The organism is uncultured Salinisphaera sp., from assembly GCF_964012375.1.
GTDB lineage: Bacteria > Pseudomonadota > Gammaproteobacteria > Nevskiales > Salinisphaeraceae > Salinisphaera.
The window spans coordinates 13,409-30,270 of record NZ_CAXGSH010000022.1 but is presented as its reverse complement, the minus strand read 5'-3'; the positions used below and the strand labels follow the sequence as shown (position 1 = coordinate 30,270).

Annotated in this window: 12 protein-coding genes, 1 tRNA gene and 1 pseudogene; 2 read left to right on the top strand and 12 right to left on the bottom strand. The window is 63.7% G+C overall.

Going from position 1 to position 16,862, the window contains the following annotated elements; translation table 11 throughout:
- Positions 1-11 precede the first annotated feature (11 nt).
- The 10 genes and pseudogenes from ABNU97_RS05860 to leuS form a co-directional block, all read right to left on the bottom strand.
- Positions 12-1,244 (bottom strand): annotated as a pseudogene (locus tag ABNU97_RS05860) (FAD-dependent oxidoreductase); the annotation flags it as partial.
- Positions 1,245-1,254: 10 nt separating this feature from the next.
- Positions 1,255-2,622 carry an MFS transporter gene (locus tag ABNU97_RS05855; RefSeq protein ID WP_348765813.1) on the bottom strand — a complete coding sequence of 456 codons (1,368 nt, stop codon included), beginning with the start codon at positions 2,620-2,622 and terminating at the stop codon, positions 1,255-1,257.
- 59 nt (positions 2,623-2,681) lie between these two features.
- Entirely contained in the window at positions 2,682-4,058 is a 1,377-nt protein-coding gene (locus ABNU97_RS05850; RefSeq protein WP_348765812.1) for a CmpA/NrtA family ABC transporter substrate-binding protein, read from the bottom strand.
- Between the two features lie 344 nt (positions 4,059-4,402).
- Positions 4,403-4,972, bottom strand: a complete 570-nt coding sequence (locus tag ABNU97_RS05845) for an ANTAR domain-containing protein (RefSeq protein WP_348765811.1) — start codon at positions 4,970-4,972, stop codon at positions 4,403-4,405.
- A 611-nt stretch (positions 4,973-5,583) separates the two neighbouring features.
- Positions 5,584-5,657, bottom strand: a tRNA-Gln gene (locus ABNU97_RS05840).
- A gap of 57 nt (positions 5,658-5,714) precedes the next feature.
- Positions 5,715-6,107 carry a 30S ribosomal protein S9 gene (gene rpsI, locus ABNU97_RS05835; protein ID WP_293628550.1) on the bottom strand — a complete coding sequence of 131 codons (393 nt, stop codon included), beginning with the start codon at positions 6,105-6,107 and terminating at the stop codon, positions 5,715-5,717.
- A 3-nt stretch (positions 6,108-6,110) separates the two neighbouring features.
- Positions 6,111-6,539, bottom strand: a complete 429-nt coding sequence (gene rplM / locus ABNU97_RS05830) for a 50S ribosomal protein L13 (RefSeq protein WP_006913188.1) — start codon at positions 6,537-6,539, stop codon at positions 6,111-6,113.
- Between the two features lie 114 nt (positions 6,540-6,653).
- Positions 6,654-7,241 (bottom strand): nitroreductase, encoded by a 588-nt coding sequence (locus ABNU97_RS05825; protein WP_348765810.1) that lies wholly within the window; start codon positions 7,239-7,241, stop codon positions 6,654-6,656.
- A gap of 36 nt (positions 7,242-7,277) precedes the next feature.
- Positions 7,278-7,847, bottom strand: a complete 570-nt coding sequence (lptE, locus tag ABNU97_RS05820) for an LPS assembly lipoprotein LptE (protein ID WP_348765809.1) — start codon at positions 7,845-7,847, stop codon at positions 7,278-7,280.
- Between the two features lie 8 nt (positions 7,848-7,855).
- A complete protein-coding gene (leuS, locus tag ABNU97_RS05815; protein WP_348765808.1) occupies positions 7,856-10,294 on the bottom strand; it encodes a leucine--tRNA ligase in 2,439 nt (812 codons plus the stop codon).
- A gap of 270 nt (positions 10,295-10,564) precedes the next feature.
- On the opposite strand from leuS, the gene ABNU97_RS05810 reads away from it, so the two are divergent.
- The gene (locus ABNU97_RS05810; RefSeq protein ID WP_348765807.1) at positions 10,565-13,081 is read left to right on the top strand and encodes a TonB-dependent receptor plug domain-containing protein; all 2,517 of its coding nucleotides are present in this window, start codon (positions 10,565-10,567) and stop codon (positions 13,079-13,081) included.
- Positions 13,082-13,225: 144 nt separating this feature from the next.
- Positions 13,226-14,413, top strand: a complete 1,188-nt coding sequence (locus ABNU97_RS05805; protein ID WP_348765806.1) for a cytochrome c peroxidase — start codon at positions 13,226-13,228, stop codon at positions 14,411-14,413.
- Here ABNU97_RS05805 and lnt read toward each other — a convergent pair.
- Positions 14,405-15,937 carry an apolipoprotein N-acyltransferase gene (gene lnt, locus ABNU97_RS05800; RefSeq protein WP_348765805.1) on the bottom strand — a complete coding sequence of 511 codons (1,533 nt, stop codon included), beginning with the start codon at positions 15,935-15,937 and terminating at the stop codon, positions 14,405-14,407. The two genes, ABNU97_RS05805 and lnt, sit on opposite strands and share 9 nt — an antisense overlap.
- Before the next feature lie 3 nt (positions 15,938-15,940).
- Positions 15,941-16,801, bottom strand: coding sequence for a transporter associated domain-containing protein (locus ABNU97_RS05795; protein ID WP_348765804.1), 861 nt, complete (start codon positions 16,799-16,801; stop codon positions 15,941-15,943).
- Between the last annotated feature and the right edge of the window lie 61 nt (positions 16,802-16,862).

Here is a 16,862-nt window from a genome sequence, read left to right as displayed (position 1 = left end):
AGCTCAGGGGGCATATAGGCCTGGCCGAACAGCAGCAGATCGCGAACGTTGGATATGTCCACGCCTTCGCGCATGAGCTTGAAATACCAGCCGCCGTCGCGGGTATCGCCATAGAGCACCACGCCCACGATGCGGTCCTCGCGCAGCACGACGCGCTTGTACACGCCCCGGCGGACGTCCGAGAACACCAGCGCTTCGCTCCCCTCACCGTCGGAAAAATCGCCGGCCGAATAAACGTCGATGCCGGTGACCTTGAGCTGGGTCGCGGTGACCGAGCCTTCATAATGGGTATGGCCCCGATGGGCCAGATGATTGGCACAGACCTCGGCCTGGTCCCACAACGGCGCCACCAGGCCATACACGGCGTGGCGATGCTCGACGCATTCGCCCACGGCATAAATGCGCGGATCATAGGTTTGCATGGTGTCGTTGACGACCACGCCCTTTTCACAGTGCAGGCCGGCCTTGTCGGCCAGTTCCACGTTGGGCCGGATGCCCACTGCCATGACCACGAGATCGGCCTTGATCTCGGAGTCGTCGGCGTCGTCGAAACGCAGGCCGATCACCCGGTCTTCGTCATCGCCGAGGATGGCCGCGGTCTTCGCGCCCATACGAAACGACAGCCCGCGCTGGGCCAGGGAATGCTGCAGCAGATCGGCGGCGATCGGGTCGAGCTGGCGTTCCATGAGCGTTTCCATCAGATGCACGATGGTTACCTCCATGCCCCGCTTGTGCAGGCCATAGGCCGCTTCCAGGCCGAGCAGGCCACCGCCGATGACTACCGCCTTGCCGCCGTTCTTGCTGGCTTCGACCATGCGCTCGACGTCGCCGATAGCACGGAAGCTGATCACGCCGTCGAGCGTATGCCCCGGCACCGGCAGCATGAACGGCGTGGAACCCGTAGCCAGCAGCAGCCGGTCGTAGCCGGTTTCGCGTCCCGATTCGGAAATGACCATGCGCCGGCGCCGATCAATAGCCGTAACCGCTTCACCCGTATGCAGCACGATGTCGTTGTCGACATACCAGCTGCGGTCGTGGGTTTCGATTTCGGCAAAATCCTTGTCCCCGGCCAGCACCGGCGAGAGCATGATGCGGTTATAGCTTGGATGCGGCTCGGCGCCGAACACGGTGATGTTGTAGCGCTCCGGCGCGGCTTCCAGCAGCTCCTCGATCACGCGCACACCGGCCATGCCGTTGCCGATGACCACCAGATCGAGTTTGGGCTGAGTCGTATTGTCGCTCACGAAACTGCTCCTACGCCGGTTCCGGCGAATCGCTGCCACGGGCCTTGATCGGGTCATCGCCGGCCGAGGCGGTATCGAAGGCGGCTTTTTCTTCGGCCAGCACCTCGGCCGAGAAACGCACGAAAAACGCGAAGAACGAACACACCAACACGGCACAGCCGAGAATCAGCAACCCCTGCCCGTAAGACAGCGATTCGCTCTTGAACAGAAAACCGGCCAGCACCGCGCCGGCGTTCCCGCCCGCCCCGACGATGCCGTTCACCCCGCCCAGCGCTTTCTTGTTCATGAACGGCACAAGGCCGAAGGTCGCGCCTTCCGACATCTGCACGAACAGGCTGAACACGATCATGGTCGCGATGGCGGCAGGCAGCACTTCCATCTGCGAAAACGCGATCAGGGCAATGCCTTCGATGAACATGGCCGCGAACAGGAAACGCACGCGCCCGTTCAAGCCCATATAGCGCGCGGACAGATCCGAGAAAAAGCCGCCCATGGTGCGTGCAAAGATATTCATCAGACCGAACAGGCCGGCGATCAGCCCGGCGGTCTTGAGATCGACCTCGAAGTTGTCGAAGAAATAGATCGCGGCGACGTTGTTGATGGTCAGCTCAACGCCAAAGCAGCCGGCATAGACCACGAACAAGGCCCAGACACGATAGTCCTTGGCGGCATTGCGAAAGCTCGACCAGCCGCTGTTTTCGTTCTTGGCCTCGGGAATCTTGCCGGCAGCCCGCAGATCGGCATAGTTGCCATCCGGGGCGTCCTGGGTGAACTTCCAGTAGGCAATGCCCAGCAAGAACAGAATGATGCCCGGCACGACCATGGCCAGGCGCCAGCCCAGCGTCTCGCTGATGCCCAGCGAAACGATGGCGGCAAAGATCAGCGGCATGACGATCTGGGTGGTGCCGCCGCCGAGATTGCCCCAGCCGGCCGTGGTGGCATTTGCCGTGCCCACGATATTGGGCGCGAACATCACCGACGTGTGGTACTGGGTGATCACGAACGCCGCGCCGATGGCACCGATACACAGGCGCGCAAGCAGAAAGGTCTCGAAGCTGTTGGCAAAACCGATACACATCACCGGTATCGAACCGAGAATGAGCAGCGACGAGTAGGTCTTGCGCGGGCCGAACTTGTCGCACAGCGGGCCGATGAGCAGCCGCACCAGCACGGTGATCGCAACCGAGGCGATGATGGTCGAGCCGACCTGCGACTTGTCGAGGCTCAAATCCTCCCGCACCACGGCCATGAGCGGCGCGATGCCGAACCAGCCGAAAAAGCACAGATGAAAGGCCAGCCAGCTCATATGGAAGGCACGCATCTGTACCGATTTGAAATCGAACAGGCGAATGCGGGTCGCTTTATTGGCAAGTTCCATGGTTCAGGCGCTCCTGCAGATAAATTCGGTAACCAGAGACAATGATTCGGGCCCGCGCATCAGCACGTGACGGTGCCGCCACGGGCGCCCACCACCGGCGCATCGAGCATGGCGTTGACCGTTTCGAGGCGGCGATAGAGCGCCGGGCCGAGCCGTGCGCGATCCGGCGCGAGATAGGCCATGACGTTGCTCGGGTCGAAGATGGCGCCGTCGAGGAAACGATCGGCCGCCATGGCGATTGATCGGCCGTCGACCGCCGCCAGCGACCACGGTCCGTCGTGGACGCCCTCGGTCTTGTGATCGGCGCCCGGGCAGGCCACGCCGAGCGGCTCGACCGCGGCGCGATAGATATCCGGGCGATAAACATGGTCGGCGGTCGCGGCGATATCGATCGCCTCGCCGATCTGGCCCCAGCGCAGCATCTGGGCGATGAACCACATCGCATGCGAGCGCCAGGCGAAGGTGGCCGCATGACGATGAAAGACGTTGAAGTAAGGCGCCGGCCGCGGGGCCGCACCGGGCTGGTAGCAAAAGCGCCCACACAGCGTGCGCCGTACGACCTCGGCCGGCGCATCCACGTAGCGGGGCGCGGCAATCGTATCGGCCGCGAACTCGCGGTTTTCCTGGCTATCGAGCCAGGCGGCGGTTCGAACGATCGCCCGCACCAGCGCCCGGTGAGTGCGCGGATAAGCCTCGGCCCATTCGCGGGTCACCCCCAGCACTTTCTCGGGGGCGTTGTTCCATATTTCGTAGCCGGTGATCAGCGCCCGGCCCAGCCCGGCGCGCACCGCCATCTGGTTCCACGGCTCGCCGACGCAATAACCTGCCAGACGCCCTGCCTCCAGGTTGGCCACCATGCGCGCCGGCGGCACGACCACCAGCCGCACATCGCGATCGGGGTCGATACCGGCCGCGGCGAGCCAGTAGCGCAGCTGATAGTTGTGGGCCGAGGTCGGATGCACCATGCCGAAGGTCAGCGGCGCAAGACCGGCTTCGCGATCGGCTTCGATAACCTTGCGTAGCGCCTGGGCGCTGCAGGGGCGCGCGGCAGCCGCCTGCGGGTCGAGTTCGACCATACGCTCGTAGAGCGCTTTGGATACGGTGATGGCGTTGCCGTTGAGGCCCAGCGATACCGCCGTGACCATTGCATGCGGTGCCGCGCCCACGCCCAGGGTGGACGCAATCGGCATGCCGGCCAGCATCTGGGCGCCGTCGAGCAGCCCGAGCGCGACCTTGTCGCGAATCGCCGCCCAGGAAGATTCGCGCGAAAGCGTCACATCCAGACCTTCGGCAGCGAAAAAACCGGCCGCGCGTGCCATGACCAGCGGCGCACAGTCGTTGAGGGCGATGAACCCCAGTTTCAGACGCGGACGCTCCACGGCCGGGTCGACCGCATGGGGCCTGCGTCCAAACGTTGCTTCGTGCCAGGTCGTCATCGCATCGCTTCCTGTGTTGCTACCGCGCCAGGGCGGGTTCCGTCCACAAAAAAAGCCCGGCCGCCCACCGGTGTGATTCACCAGGGGCGTTGCCGGACTTCGTTGTCCTGATCGGGTTGTGTCGTGCGCCGCCCCGCCGTCGGCCTGTGGCCGTCACGATCGGCGAGTTGATCGCACTCGGTTATTGTTTAGCCAGAACCGTGCCAGCCCTCCATCCGACGATGAATATTTCGGCCAAACATGCACTTACGCGCGATCGACTCTCCTCACGGCAGCGCGGGCGCGCGCTCGACGCCATTGCTGCGTCGCTGCAGTGCAGCATTGCACTTAATTCGTGCAGGTCGCTATTCATTGGCCGCAAGAACCATGAGCTGACGCGCGATTTCCGGCAGCGGCAGGCCACGGTCCATCGCCGTCTTGCGAAGCCGCGTGTACGCCTGTTTTTCGCTGATCGCACTGCGTTCCATGAGCAGGCACTTGGCCCGATTGATCGCCTGCCGATCGGCGAGCGTTTCCCGCGTTTCGGCCAGTTCGCGCTTGAGCGACTCCATCTGCTGGTACTGGCGCATCGCCACATCCACGAGCGAACGCACCAGCGCGGGGGAGAGCCCTTCCATCACGTACGCGCTGATGCCGGCCTCGGAGGCCTGGGCCATCAGCTGGCGGTCGTCTTTCGAAGACAACATCAACAAGGGTTTGGGATAGCGCTCCCCGAGGATCGCCAGGTCTTCGAGCACGTCGCGCGACGGCGAGTCGGCACCCACCACGATGGCATCCGGCGCAAGTCGATCGACGGCGCCATACAGGTCCACGTCCTCGTCGAGCACATCGACGACCTCGAACCCGGCCTGCTCGATCACGGCCCGAAGCGCCGCCAACCGGGCGGAATGACGATCTACGAGCAACACACGCATGTCCGTGCCTCATGGAAGATCTACATCCTCAGTGGAGCAACAAACGTGCCATGGGCCGAGCGCGAATCGCATCGGTTACATCGGCCCGCCGACGACAACGCATTGCTGTGGCGGCGGGATACTAGCGCAACGGCAATGGGCTTCGCCAACAAACGTAATAAGCTCGGCAAGCGACCGGGGCGGCCGCTGATCGGCAAACGCGCAGTCCGACCCGCGCGATCAGAACGGCTCAAGCGTGCTTCGGCTGGCGCCCCCCGCTTCGGAGCCCGTGGCGCTGCGCGCCCCGGTTCTCGCGAGCGGTGCTCGCTCGTCGAACCGAGGGGGTCGAACCAGGGCCTCTCCCCCAGCCAGCACCCAAAAAAAAGCCCGCCATAAGGCGGGCTTTGGGTGCAGTCATACGGTATGTCCGGGGGACTTCGTTCAAGTTGGCAGCCTCTCAACCTTAGGATTATTCGCGTGCTGGCGCACGCTCACCCCTTCGGGGGCCCGTGGCGCTGCGCGCCCCGGTTCTCGCGAGCGGTGCTCGCTCGTCGAACCGAGGGGGTCGAACCAGGGCCTCTCCCCCAGCCAGCACCCAAAAAAAAGCCCGCCATAAGGCGGGCTTTGGGTGCTGGCTGGGGGAGAGGGATTCGAACCCCCGTTGGCGGAGTCAGAGTCCGCAGTCCTACCACTAGACGATCCCCCATCAACCATTTTCAAATGACCGCCGGGATAGGCAGCGACCACCTGATGCCAAACGCGTTTAGCGCTTGGAGTACTGCGGCGACTTACGCGCCTTGTGCAGACCGATCTTCTTACGTTCGACCTTACGTGCGTCGCGGGTCATGTAGCCTGCGGCACGCAGCGGCGCACGCATCATTTCATCATACTGAACCAGCGCACGGGACAGACCATGACGAATCGCGCCGGCCTGACCGTTGGGGCCGCCACCGGCGACGGTCACGTTGATGTCGAAACGATCGCTTGAATCGGTCGCTTCCAGCGCCTGGCGCACGATCATGCGCGAAGTCGGACGGCCGAAGTATTCGTCCAGCGACTTCTTGTTGACCGTGATCTGGCCACTACCCGGCTTGATGAAAACGCGGGCGGTCGCGGTCTTGCGACGGCCGGTACCGTAGGCTTGTTCGGTTGCCATTGACTAAATCTCCAGCGTCTGCGGCTGCTGTGCGGTATGCGGATGCTCGGCGCCCGGATAGACGCGCAGCTTGCGGGCCATCTGACGGCCCAGCGGATTCTTCGGCAGCATGCCCTTGACGGCGTGCTCGATGACGCGCTCCGGGTGTGCGGCCAGCTGGTCTTCGAGCGTGATCGACTTCAGGTTGCCGACATAACCGGTAAACCGGTAGTAGATCTTCTGCTGCGGCTTCTTGCCGGTGACCTTAATCTTGGACGCGTTCACGACCACGATATGATCGCCCACATCCATATGCGGGGTGTATTCCGGCTTGTGCTTGCCGCGCAGGCGCGTGGCGACTTCCGAAGCCAGACGACCGAGCGTCTTGCCGTCGGCATCGACGACATACCAGTCACCGGGGACTTCGTCTTTCTTTGCAGAAAACGTCTTCATTGCACTGTATCCTGAACCAACGCGATTAGGCAGCCGGGCGGCTGCGAAAGCGCGCAATTCTATCGGGGGTACACGGGTTTTGCAACGCCCGTTGCGGGCTATTTGCGACGACGCTCAGGGACGCGCTGCCAGTATGGCGTCAAGATCGCTGCGCTGGCTGCGTGGTCGGCGTTTCGGATAACCATACCACAGCAGGCCCACGCAGTATTCGCGCGCGCTGTCGATGTCCATAATCCGCGCGAGATCCGGATGGCGCGTGGCTTCGCCGCTGATCCACTTGCTGCCCAGCCCCGCGCTGTGCAGGTACAGCGACATGTTCTGTATCGCGCAGGCGCAGGCTGCATAGTCTTCCTGCGCGACAATCGGGTCGTCATCGATCACACAGGTGATCGCGAGCCAACCCGGCACCGCCTGCCAGCGCTCGCGCTTGGCCGCCGCCACTTCGTCGCCCTTGCGCTCGGCCACCAGGCGCGTGTTGAGATCGACGATCGCGCTCTGGGTATCGGGCCCGAGGGTATAGAACCGCCAGGGCTGGGTCAGATGATGGTTGGGCGCCCACCGCGCAAGTTCGACCGCCTCGCGAATGATCGCGGGGTCGGGCATCTCGTCGGTGAACTGATCCACGGTACGCCGGCCGCGGATGAAGTCGGCTGCATCCGCAGGCGTTATGGGGCTGGCCTTGAGAATACTGCGATCGGTCATTTGGGATGCTTTGTAGGCGAAGCGATGCCGGCCACTCTAATCGGCAAGTTTTTCATTCGCAGTGGCAACGCGAAGAAGAATCAGGTTGGACAGCTCTTCGTGCATCGCGGTCAGCAATTCCCGCTGCTCCTGCTCGGCCGCGAGGCGTTCGGTGTTGTCGAAGCTGTAGCTGCGGCTCACCGACAGCTTTTCGTTTTGCAGCTGAGTGGCATCGTTGACCGTGTAATCGAATACGACGGTGGTGGTGAGTTCGTATTCGGCCACCTGGCCATCGACGGGGCTGACCGAAATGATGCGCTGGCGGTTTTCGATGTCACGAATCGCAAGCCTGGCCGGCGCCCCGCTGTCGCCCAGCACATGCCGTTCGCGCAGTCGCTGACGCAGCGTTTCCACCAGCGGCGGATCGCCGACCTGGTAATCGTCGCTGTAGCTGACGTACATGCGATCGACGCCCTCCGGCAGCGGCGAGGCGCCCATCAGATGAAAACCGCAGCCGGCCAGGGACAGCGTGACGACCAGAATCGCCGCCAGGCTGCCAAGGCGGTGGCGGATAGATGAACGCGCGCCGGCACGTCGCGCGGGCAAACCAGCAGATATCGATTTCATGAGGCGATCTATACCACGAGATTGACGAGTTTGCCCGGCACGACGATGGTCTTCTTGATCGGCGCGCCGTCGATGAAACGCAGTACGTTGGCTTCGGACTGGGCCATTTCGGCCACCGTATCGCGATCGGCGTCCGCCGGCACGTCGATCTTGGCGCGTACCTTGCCGTTGACCTGGACCACCAGGGTGAGCGTATCGCGGGAAAGCGCTGAGTCGTCGGCCTGCGGCCAGGCCACGTCGAGCAGCAGATCGTCATGGCCCAGCTCGCGCCACAGCGCATCGCAGACGTGCGGGATGATCGGCGCGAGCATCTTGACCACTGCTTCCAGCGCTTCCTGGCGTACTGCCTGGCTATCGGCCTGCGCGCCGTCGAGTTTGCCGAGCGCGTTGCAGAGCTCCATGACCGCAGCGATCGCCGTGTTGAAGGTCGTACGCCGACCGATGTCGTCGCCCACCTTGGCAATCGTTTCGTGCAGCTTGCGCCGCAGCTCGCCGGCCTCGCCGTCGGCGCTCGTGGCCGGGGCCACGATGCCGGCTTCGACATGGTCGGCCACCAGACGCCAGAGCCGTTTGATGAAGCGGTTGGCCCCTTCCACGCCGGCATCCGACCATTCCAGCGACTGGTCCGGCGGCGCGGCAAACATGGAAAACAGGCGCACCGTATCCGCGCCGTAGCTTTCGATAAGCGCCTGCGGATCGACCGTATTGCCCTTGGACTTGGACATCTTCGCCCCGTCCTTGAGCACCATGCCCTGGGTCAACAGCCGCTTGAACGGCTCACCGGCGTCGGTGAGCCCCTCGTCGCGCATCACCTTCTGGAAGAAACGGGCATACAGCAGATGCAAGATCGCGTGCTCGATACCGCCGATGTACTGATCGACCGGCAGCCAGTAGTTGGCCCGGTCGTCGAGCATGGAATCCGCGTCCGGGCAGGCAAAACGCGCGAAATACCAGGACGACTCCATGAAGGTGTCGAAGGTGTCGGTTTCGCGCCGGGCGGCCTTGCCGCACTGTGGGCAATCGACGTTCACGAACTCGGGCATGTCCGGCAACGGCGAGCCCGCGCCTTCGGGGGTGACGTCCTCGGGCAACACCACCGGCAGATCCTGTTCCGGCACCGGCACGGCGCCGCAATCGTCGCAGTGGATGATCGGGATCGGCGCGCCCCAGTAGCGCTGGCGGCTCAGACCCCAGTCGCGCAGGCGGTACTGGGTCTTGCGACGGGCGATACCCCGGGCCTCCAGCCGGTCGGCAATATCGTTGAAGGCGCTGTCGAAGTCCTTGCCGTCGTCCTCGCCGGAATTGATGAGCACGCCTTTTTCGGTGCTTGCGGCTGCGCTGATGTCGGGGGCACTGCCGTCGGCGCGCGCGACCACGGGCACGATCGGCAGGTCGTAGGCGGTGGCGAACTCCCAGTCGCGCTGGTCGTGCGCAGGCACGCTCATCACCGCGCCGGTGCCATAGCCCATCAGCACGAAATTGGCGGCAAAGATCGGCATCCGCTCGCCGGTGAGCGGATGCGTCGCTTCGCTGGGCAGGCGATACCCTTTCTTGTCGCGTGTTTCCAGGCTGGCCTCGGCGGTGCCGGCCTTGCGACAGTCTTCACAGAAGGCGGCCAGTTCGGCGTCGTGCGCGGCGGCGGCCGCAACCAGCGGGTGATCGGCGGCGACGGCCATGTAGGTCGCGCCGTGCAGCGTATCCGGTCGCGTGGTGTAGACGGTCAGCGGCTCGTCGTGGCCGACCACTTCGAAATCGATTTCCAGACCGGTAGACCGCCCGATCCAGTTCGCCTGCATGGTCTTGACCGCTTCCGGCCAGCCGTCCAGCGCGTCGAGATCGTCCAGCAGTTCGTCGGCATAGTCGGTGATTCGCGCAAACCACTGCGGGATGGCGCGCTGCTCGACGATCGCGCCCGAACGCCAGCCGCGGCCATCCACCACCTGTTCGTTGGCGAGCACGGTCTGATCGACGGGATCCCAGTTGACGATCGATTCCTTGCGATACACCAGCCCTTTTTCGAACAGCTTGGTGAACAGCCACTGTTCCCAGCGGTAATAGCTCGGGTCGCAGGTGGCGATTTCGCGCGACCAGTCGTAGGCAAAACCCAGCTGCGCGAGCTGTTCGCGCATTGCAGCGATGTTTTCGCGGGTCCATTTCGCCGGCGGCACACCGTTCTTGATCGCCGCGTTTTCGGCCGGCAGGCCGAAGGCGTCCCAGCCCATGGGCTGGAGCACGTTCTTGCCGCACATGCGTTGATAGCGGGAGATGACGTCGCCGATGGTGTAGTTGCGCACATGCCCCATATGCAGCTTGCCGCTGGGGTAAGGGAACATCGACAGGCAATAGAACTTCTCGCGCTCGTCGCGCTTGACTTCGAAGGCGCGGGCGTCACGCCAGCGGGCCTGTACATCGGTCTCGATCGCATCGAAACGGTAGGTGGAATCCATCGGCGGCTATCGATCGAAAAGCAAAAAACGGCCGCCTAGTGTACTCGATACGCTCGCGACCCTTCACCGCCCGGTACCGGCAGCCGCACGCCGGCCCAACCTCTGAGCCTGCGCCCGCCCCTCTGGCATGGCAGACGTACAGGCACAGCCTCGCACCATTGAAGAACCGCCCGCTTGAAATTGAATTTCGTTGCGTCAAATATAAATGCGAATCATTTGCATTTATAAACCGAATGCCTATCCTCCCTCGCAACTTCACGGGGGGACACCATGTACAGACTCTTGATTCTGCCGACCTTGTTGGGCGCGACATCCGCCGTCCATGCCGAACCGCCGCCAGTGGCCGCCAGCGGTGACGTAACGCGACAAGATGAAGCGCGCGGTGAAACCGCGGCCGCCGACCAGAAAAGCCTCAACGACGCCCTGTCTTTCGAGCTGCCGGCGCTCAACGAGATCCTGGTCGCAGCCGACCCGCTGGATGCCCAGATCCAGAAGCTGCCGGCCGCCTACATCCGCGGTTCGGCACGCTCGGATCTGGCCGAAGCGCTGTCGGTCATTCCCTCCGTACGGGTGGCAGAAGGGGCGAGTTCGAGCCGCCAGCAAGGCGATATCAAGCCCGCAGAGTTCTCGATTCGCGGGGCTTCGCCCTACCAGAACCGCTTCGTACTGGACGGCGCGGCGGTAGACAACCTCATCGACCCCGCCCAGAGCCAGCGGGCCGACAACTACGCGCGCGTGGCCGGCCATTCCCAAGGCCAGTTCATCGACACCCGTTTCTTACAGAACATCGAGGTCAGCGATACCAATATTTCGGCCCGGGAAGGCGGCTTCACGGGGGGCGTGGTCAAGGCCGAAACACGTGCCTATGCAGGCCGAAACGAAGCCCATGTGTCGTATCGGGGCACCAGCGACAGCCTGACCCACCTGCATATCGATAAAACCCAGGAACGCGAGTTCGAAAGCGCGGCGGCCCAGATGCCCAACGGCGTGCCCGGCGAGTTCCAGCCCGATTTTCGCAAGAGCGAATTCAGCCTGGACGGCGCCACCCGCCTGGGCGATATCGGCCTGTTCGCCGGCTATAGCGAAAAGCGCTCGACCATTAGCCAAAAACAGCTGCTCACGATGGATCTGGACAATTTTCTGGAGACCGGCCAGCTCTACACGCCCAGCCAGAGCCGCGAACTGGACAGTAAGTCACGCTATGGCGTTGTGCGCATGGACCTGCTCGACCGCGACTACGAGCTCAACGCCTCGCTGTCGTATACGAACTTCGATGAAGACAGCTTCCTGATCAACTATCTCGATTCCGATTTCGTCGGCGGCCACGAGGGCATCAATCTAAGCGTCAACTATGCAAACCACATCGGTGCTACGCATGTCGACGCCAACGTCAACGCGGGGCTCACCACCGATGAGCATCAATACGACAGCCATACGCTGACCAACTTCAAGAGCACGTCGCTATTCGACGGCAGCATCATCGGCGGCCTGGGCGACCTCCAGAACCGACAACGCAAGCTGGGCGGTTCCGTTACGTTCACCACGCCGATCAGCGCTATCTGGACGACCGATTACGGCGCAGAAATAGCCTATCTCGACTACGAACAGCATCGGGGCCAGGACTTCGTGGCCGAAGACTATCGCCTCGATTACAGCCAGACGCCGCTGCCCGACCCGATCGGCCCTGGCTCTTATGCGCCGTCGGATCAATACCTGAGCCGCGTGGCGACCTATCGCGCCGGCGATATCGCGTTCTCCAACACCAATGGCGCCGTGTTCGGCGAGATCGCGGCCGACGGCCACCGGTTTTTCGGTAGCGCCGGGCTACGGGTCGAACGCGACGGCCTGCTGGAAAACACCAACGCCGCGCCGCGAGTGAAGGCCGGTGTCTATCTCGACAACAGCCAGAACATGCGCCTGATCGCCGGCGCCAACCGCTATTACGGCAAGTCGTTCCTTTCCTACAAGCTGCGCGCCGAGGAACGACGGCTGGTCGAGGTACGCGAGCGCGTCAACCCGAACGATCCGCTCACCGCGGTCGAGGATCGAAGCGAATACGACTACCGCGATCTCGACACACCCTACGACGACGAATACTCGATCGGCATCGCCGGCACGCTCTGGCGCGGCGATATCGGCCTGACCTATGTGCGCCGCCAGGGCAAGGATCAGATCCGCACCAACTACGATGGCGGTAGCGAGTTGTACAACTACGACAACTCCGGGCGCAGCAGCACGGATCAGGTCGATCTCTACTGGCGCTCGCGGCCGTTTGCCTGGGTGGGCGCCAACTGGGGCGTCAATCTCGGGGTGTCGTGGATGGACAAGGAAACCGATGCCAGCTACGGCGACGATGAGAAGGGCTATAACGGTACGGTCGCCGACGAGGATGTGATCTTCGAAGGTCGTCGGGTGCGTCGCTCGGAACTGCCGGCACGCGATTTCGCCACCCCGGTCAGCGCCCAGGTTGACATCATCACCTCGGCTTTCAACGACCGCCTGCAGGTGCGTAACGCGCTGAGCTACACCGACGGGTACCGCTACCTGCTGCGCGACGGCAAGGACCCGGCCACGGGGCTGCAGCGCTACGACATCGAAAAACAGGACAATACCCTGCGCTGGGATCTGAGCACGCGGCTGCGGTTGTTGCCCGGCGATCACTCGCCCTATGTCGGCGTTGACGTGCTCAACGTTACCGACAGCCGCAATATCGTAAGCAACCAGGCAGGGGTCCAGCTGTTCGGCGTTGGCCGCCAGTACTGGCTGGAAGTCGGCTATGACTTCTGACTCGCCTTCCCGCGCCCATTGGCGCGGCCGCTCAGCGGGCTATGGCCCGACGCTCGGGCGAGCAGCGGCGCGGCCGTATCTGTTGTCTCTGGCGTGGCGCCGGTACGCCACGGCCGTCGCCGCGCTTCGAACGCCGCCCGATCCGTGGGGCAAGTGAATCCCGGCGGCGTCATCGCGCGGATCGGTTCACGGCTGGCGCGACGCGAATCGATCGTCTTCGTTGCCATCGCTGCAGCGACCGCTGCGTTCATCGCGCTTGTCTATGCGTTCGCCCCGGCCATCGAACGCGCACGACTGGTCGAGCGTTACCGCGGCCCGCAGTCGCAGTGGCCGGCACTGGAAACGCGCGCCGACCTGGATATAGAAGCGCTCGCGCCCCTGCCCGGGCGACCGGAGTTTCCAGCCGACAATCCCTTCAGCGAAGCAAAGGCCGCTCTGGGCAAACGGCTGTTCTTCGATCCGCGCCTGTCCGGTTCGAATCAGATCGCCTGTGCCTCCTGTCACGAGCCCAGCCTCGGCTGGGCAGACGGTCGCCACAAGGCCGTCGGTCACGATCGCCAGGTCGGGAATCTGAATACCCCCACGGTACTCAACGCCGGATTCAAGGATCGTATGTTCTGGGACGGCCGCGCCGCGGACCTGGAAACCCAGGTCGTCGCCAGCTGGTCGAACCCGATTGAAATGGCGGGCGTACCCGAACACCGGGCACGCCAGCTGGGCGAAGTGGCCGGCTACGCGCCGCTGTTCGCCGATGCCTACGGCGACCCGTCGGTCACGGTGGCACGCATAGCCCAGGCGATCGCAACGTTCATGCGTACCCTGAATACGCCGAATACCCGCTTCGATCGTTTCATGCGCGGCGAGCGCGATATCTTCACGGCCGCGGAAATTCGCGGGCTCGACCTGTTTCGCGGCCGGGCAAACTGTGTTCGCTGCCATCACGGCGCCCTGCTCTCGGACGGCGATTTTCATCACCTGGGCACATCGGTGCACGGCGTGGGCGATTATCTGGGCCGCTACCGTGAAACCGGCGCGCCGGAGGATGTCGGCGCGTTTGCCACGCCGGGGCTGCGCAATATTGCACGCACGGCGCCGTATATGCACAACGGCTTCGGCGACGGGATCGATATCGAATCACTGCTTGCGCTTTACAACATGGGGTGGTGGCAGAACGCGCCGCCGACCGAGAAAGTCAGCGATGTGCCGCTGGCACGACTTTCACCGCTGATCGAACCGCTCGGGCTTACCCCGGCCGAACTCGACGATCTGGCGGCATTTCTGCGAACGCTGGACGGCCATTCGCTCTACATGCCGCAACCCGACCTACCGTGACGCGCCGGCCTTGCTACGACGACGCGTGAGCAGCACGCTGCCCAGCAATGACAACAGCGTGACCGCTGCACTCGCCCACCACAATGGCCAATCGCCAATACGCATATAGGGCGTTTCGCCGCTGCGCGGCTGCACCTGCGATTCGATGTTGGCGATTTCGAACTCGGGCGTGGCCTCACGCACGCGCCCGTCATAGTCGATGATTGCCGAAATGCCGGTATTGGCCGCGCGCAGCATGGGCCGTCCCGCTTCCAGCGCGCGCATGCGCGCGATTTCCAGATGCTGGGCGGCCGCCGTGGTGCCGGCAAACCAGGCATCGTTGGTGACGTTCACCAGCATGCCGGCCTGCGGCAGCGCCTTGGCGATTTCGTAGCCAAAGGCATCCTCGAAACAGATCGACAGGCCAAGCTTGACCCCGTCGACCTCGATCAGCGCCTGGTCCTCGGCGCCAAAACCGAAATCGCTGTAGCGCATGTTCACGCCGTCGAGCAGCGTCTTGACGAACTCGGGGACCGGAAAATACTCGCCGAAGGGCACCAGATGGCGCTTGTAATAACGTCCCTCGCCCGCGCCGAGCGCCAGCACGGCATTGTAGTAGGGCGCGTTGTTGCTTTCGTGTACCAGCGTGCCGGCAAGAACGGTCTGGTTACGCCCCGCGGCCAGGGCGGCAATCTCGTCGAAGTAGGACGAAATCTGATGGGCCGGCGCCGGGATGGCCACTTCCGGCCAGACCACCAGGTCGGCATCCGAGGCTTCGGTCATGGAGCGATAGCGCTCGAGGGTGGTGCGGAACACGTCGCGATCCCATTTGATCGCCTGCGCGAAATTGCCCTGGACGATATCCACGCTCACCGGCTCGCCGCTGGGCCGGGTCCATGCCGTGGTCGGCGGCGTATACCAAAGCCCCAGCGGGGCGAGCGCGATCAGTACCACCGCCAGCGCCCGTGCCGGTATGGAACCGGCGAACAACAGCGCCACCGTGCCGGCGCTGGCCATCATCAGCAGGCCGAGAAAATACACGCCGCCGATCGGGGCCAGCGCGGTCACCGGCGCGTCGATCAGCGAGTAGCCCAGTGAGAGCCAGGGAAAGCCGGTCATGACCCAGCTGCGCACCAGTTCCGCAAGCATCCAGGCAAAAGGCACCACCACCAGCGCCCACAGCGTACGGGGCAGTCCCCGCGTAGCGCCGGCCAGCGCGCCCACCAGCAACGGATAGAGCGCGAGGTACACGCTCAGCGCGGCCACGAGCCCAATCGCCATCGGCAGCGGCGCGCCGCCGTAGTAGTAGGTGGAAACGAAGGTCCAGTAGATGCCGGTGCCGAAGTGCGCCAGGCCGAACACGAAGCCGCGCCAGGCGCCGCGCCGGGCAGACGCCTGCCACCACAGCGCGATCAGCCCGATCAGGGCAAGCAGCGTCAGTCCGTAGTAACCGAAAGGCGCGAAGCCGAGCGTGGCTAGGCCGCCGAATAGCGCCGGCAGCAGCACATCGAACGCAGCGACCCGAAGCACGCGCTTTGCGCCCATGTGCTACTCGGAGGCCTCCGGCAGCACGGTCATCTGGAACAGATGAATACGGCGCGAATCGGCCCGCTGCACGTTGAACTGGAAGCGATCGATGATGGTGGTCTCGCCACGCTTGGGCATATGCCCGAATTCATGCACGACCAGGCCGCCGATGGTGTCGAAGTCCTCGTCGGAAAACTCGGTGTCGAAGTATTCGTTGAACTCCTCGACCGGCGTGAGGCTGCGAATGAGAAAACGATTGTGCTCCTGGCGCAGGATATTGGCGCCTTCGGCCTGATCGTATTCGTCGTCGATTTCGCCCACGATTTGCTCGAGCGCGTCTTCGATGGTCACCAGGCCGGCGACACCGCCATACTCGTCCACGACCACGGCCATGTGGTTGCGCGAAGCCTTGAACTCCTTGAGCAGCACGTTCACGCGCTTGGACTCGGGCACGTAGACCGCCGGCCTGAGCACCGCCCCCAGTTCGAAGGCTTCGCGGTCGTCGCCCTCCTCGGCCAGCTGCAGCATGTCCTTGGCCAGCAGAATACCGACGACTTCGTCTCGCGATTCGCCGATCACCGGAAAACGTGAATGGCCCGAGTCGATCGCGATGGACAGGATATCCGCCGCGGCGGCATCGGATTCGACCACCACCATCTGCGAGCGCGGCACCATGATGTCGCGCACCTGCTGCTCGGAGACCTTGAGCACCCCCTGCATCATCCAGAGCGCGTCGATATCCAGCAGCTCGTTTTCCTGTGCTTCCTTGAGCACCTCGACCAGCTCGTCGCGATCGCGCGGTGGCCCGGCCAGGCTCATGCCGATCTGGCGCAGCCAATTGCCGCTACTTCGACTCTGTTCGCTGTCGTCCTCGTCGCTCATCGCATGCGGCCGCAGCCGCGCCCTCCTCTCAAGCCTGTTTATCTGGCTCGGCCCTACGGCC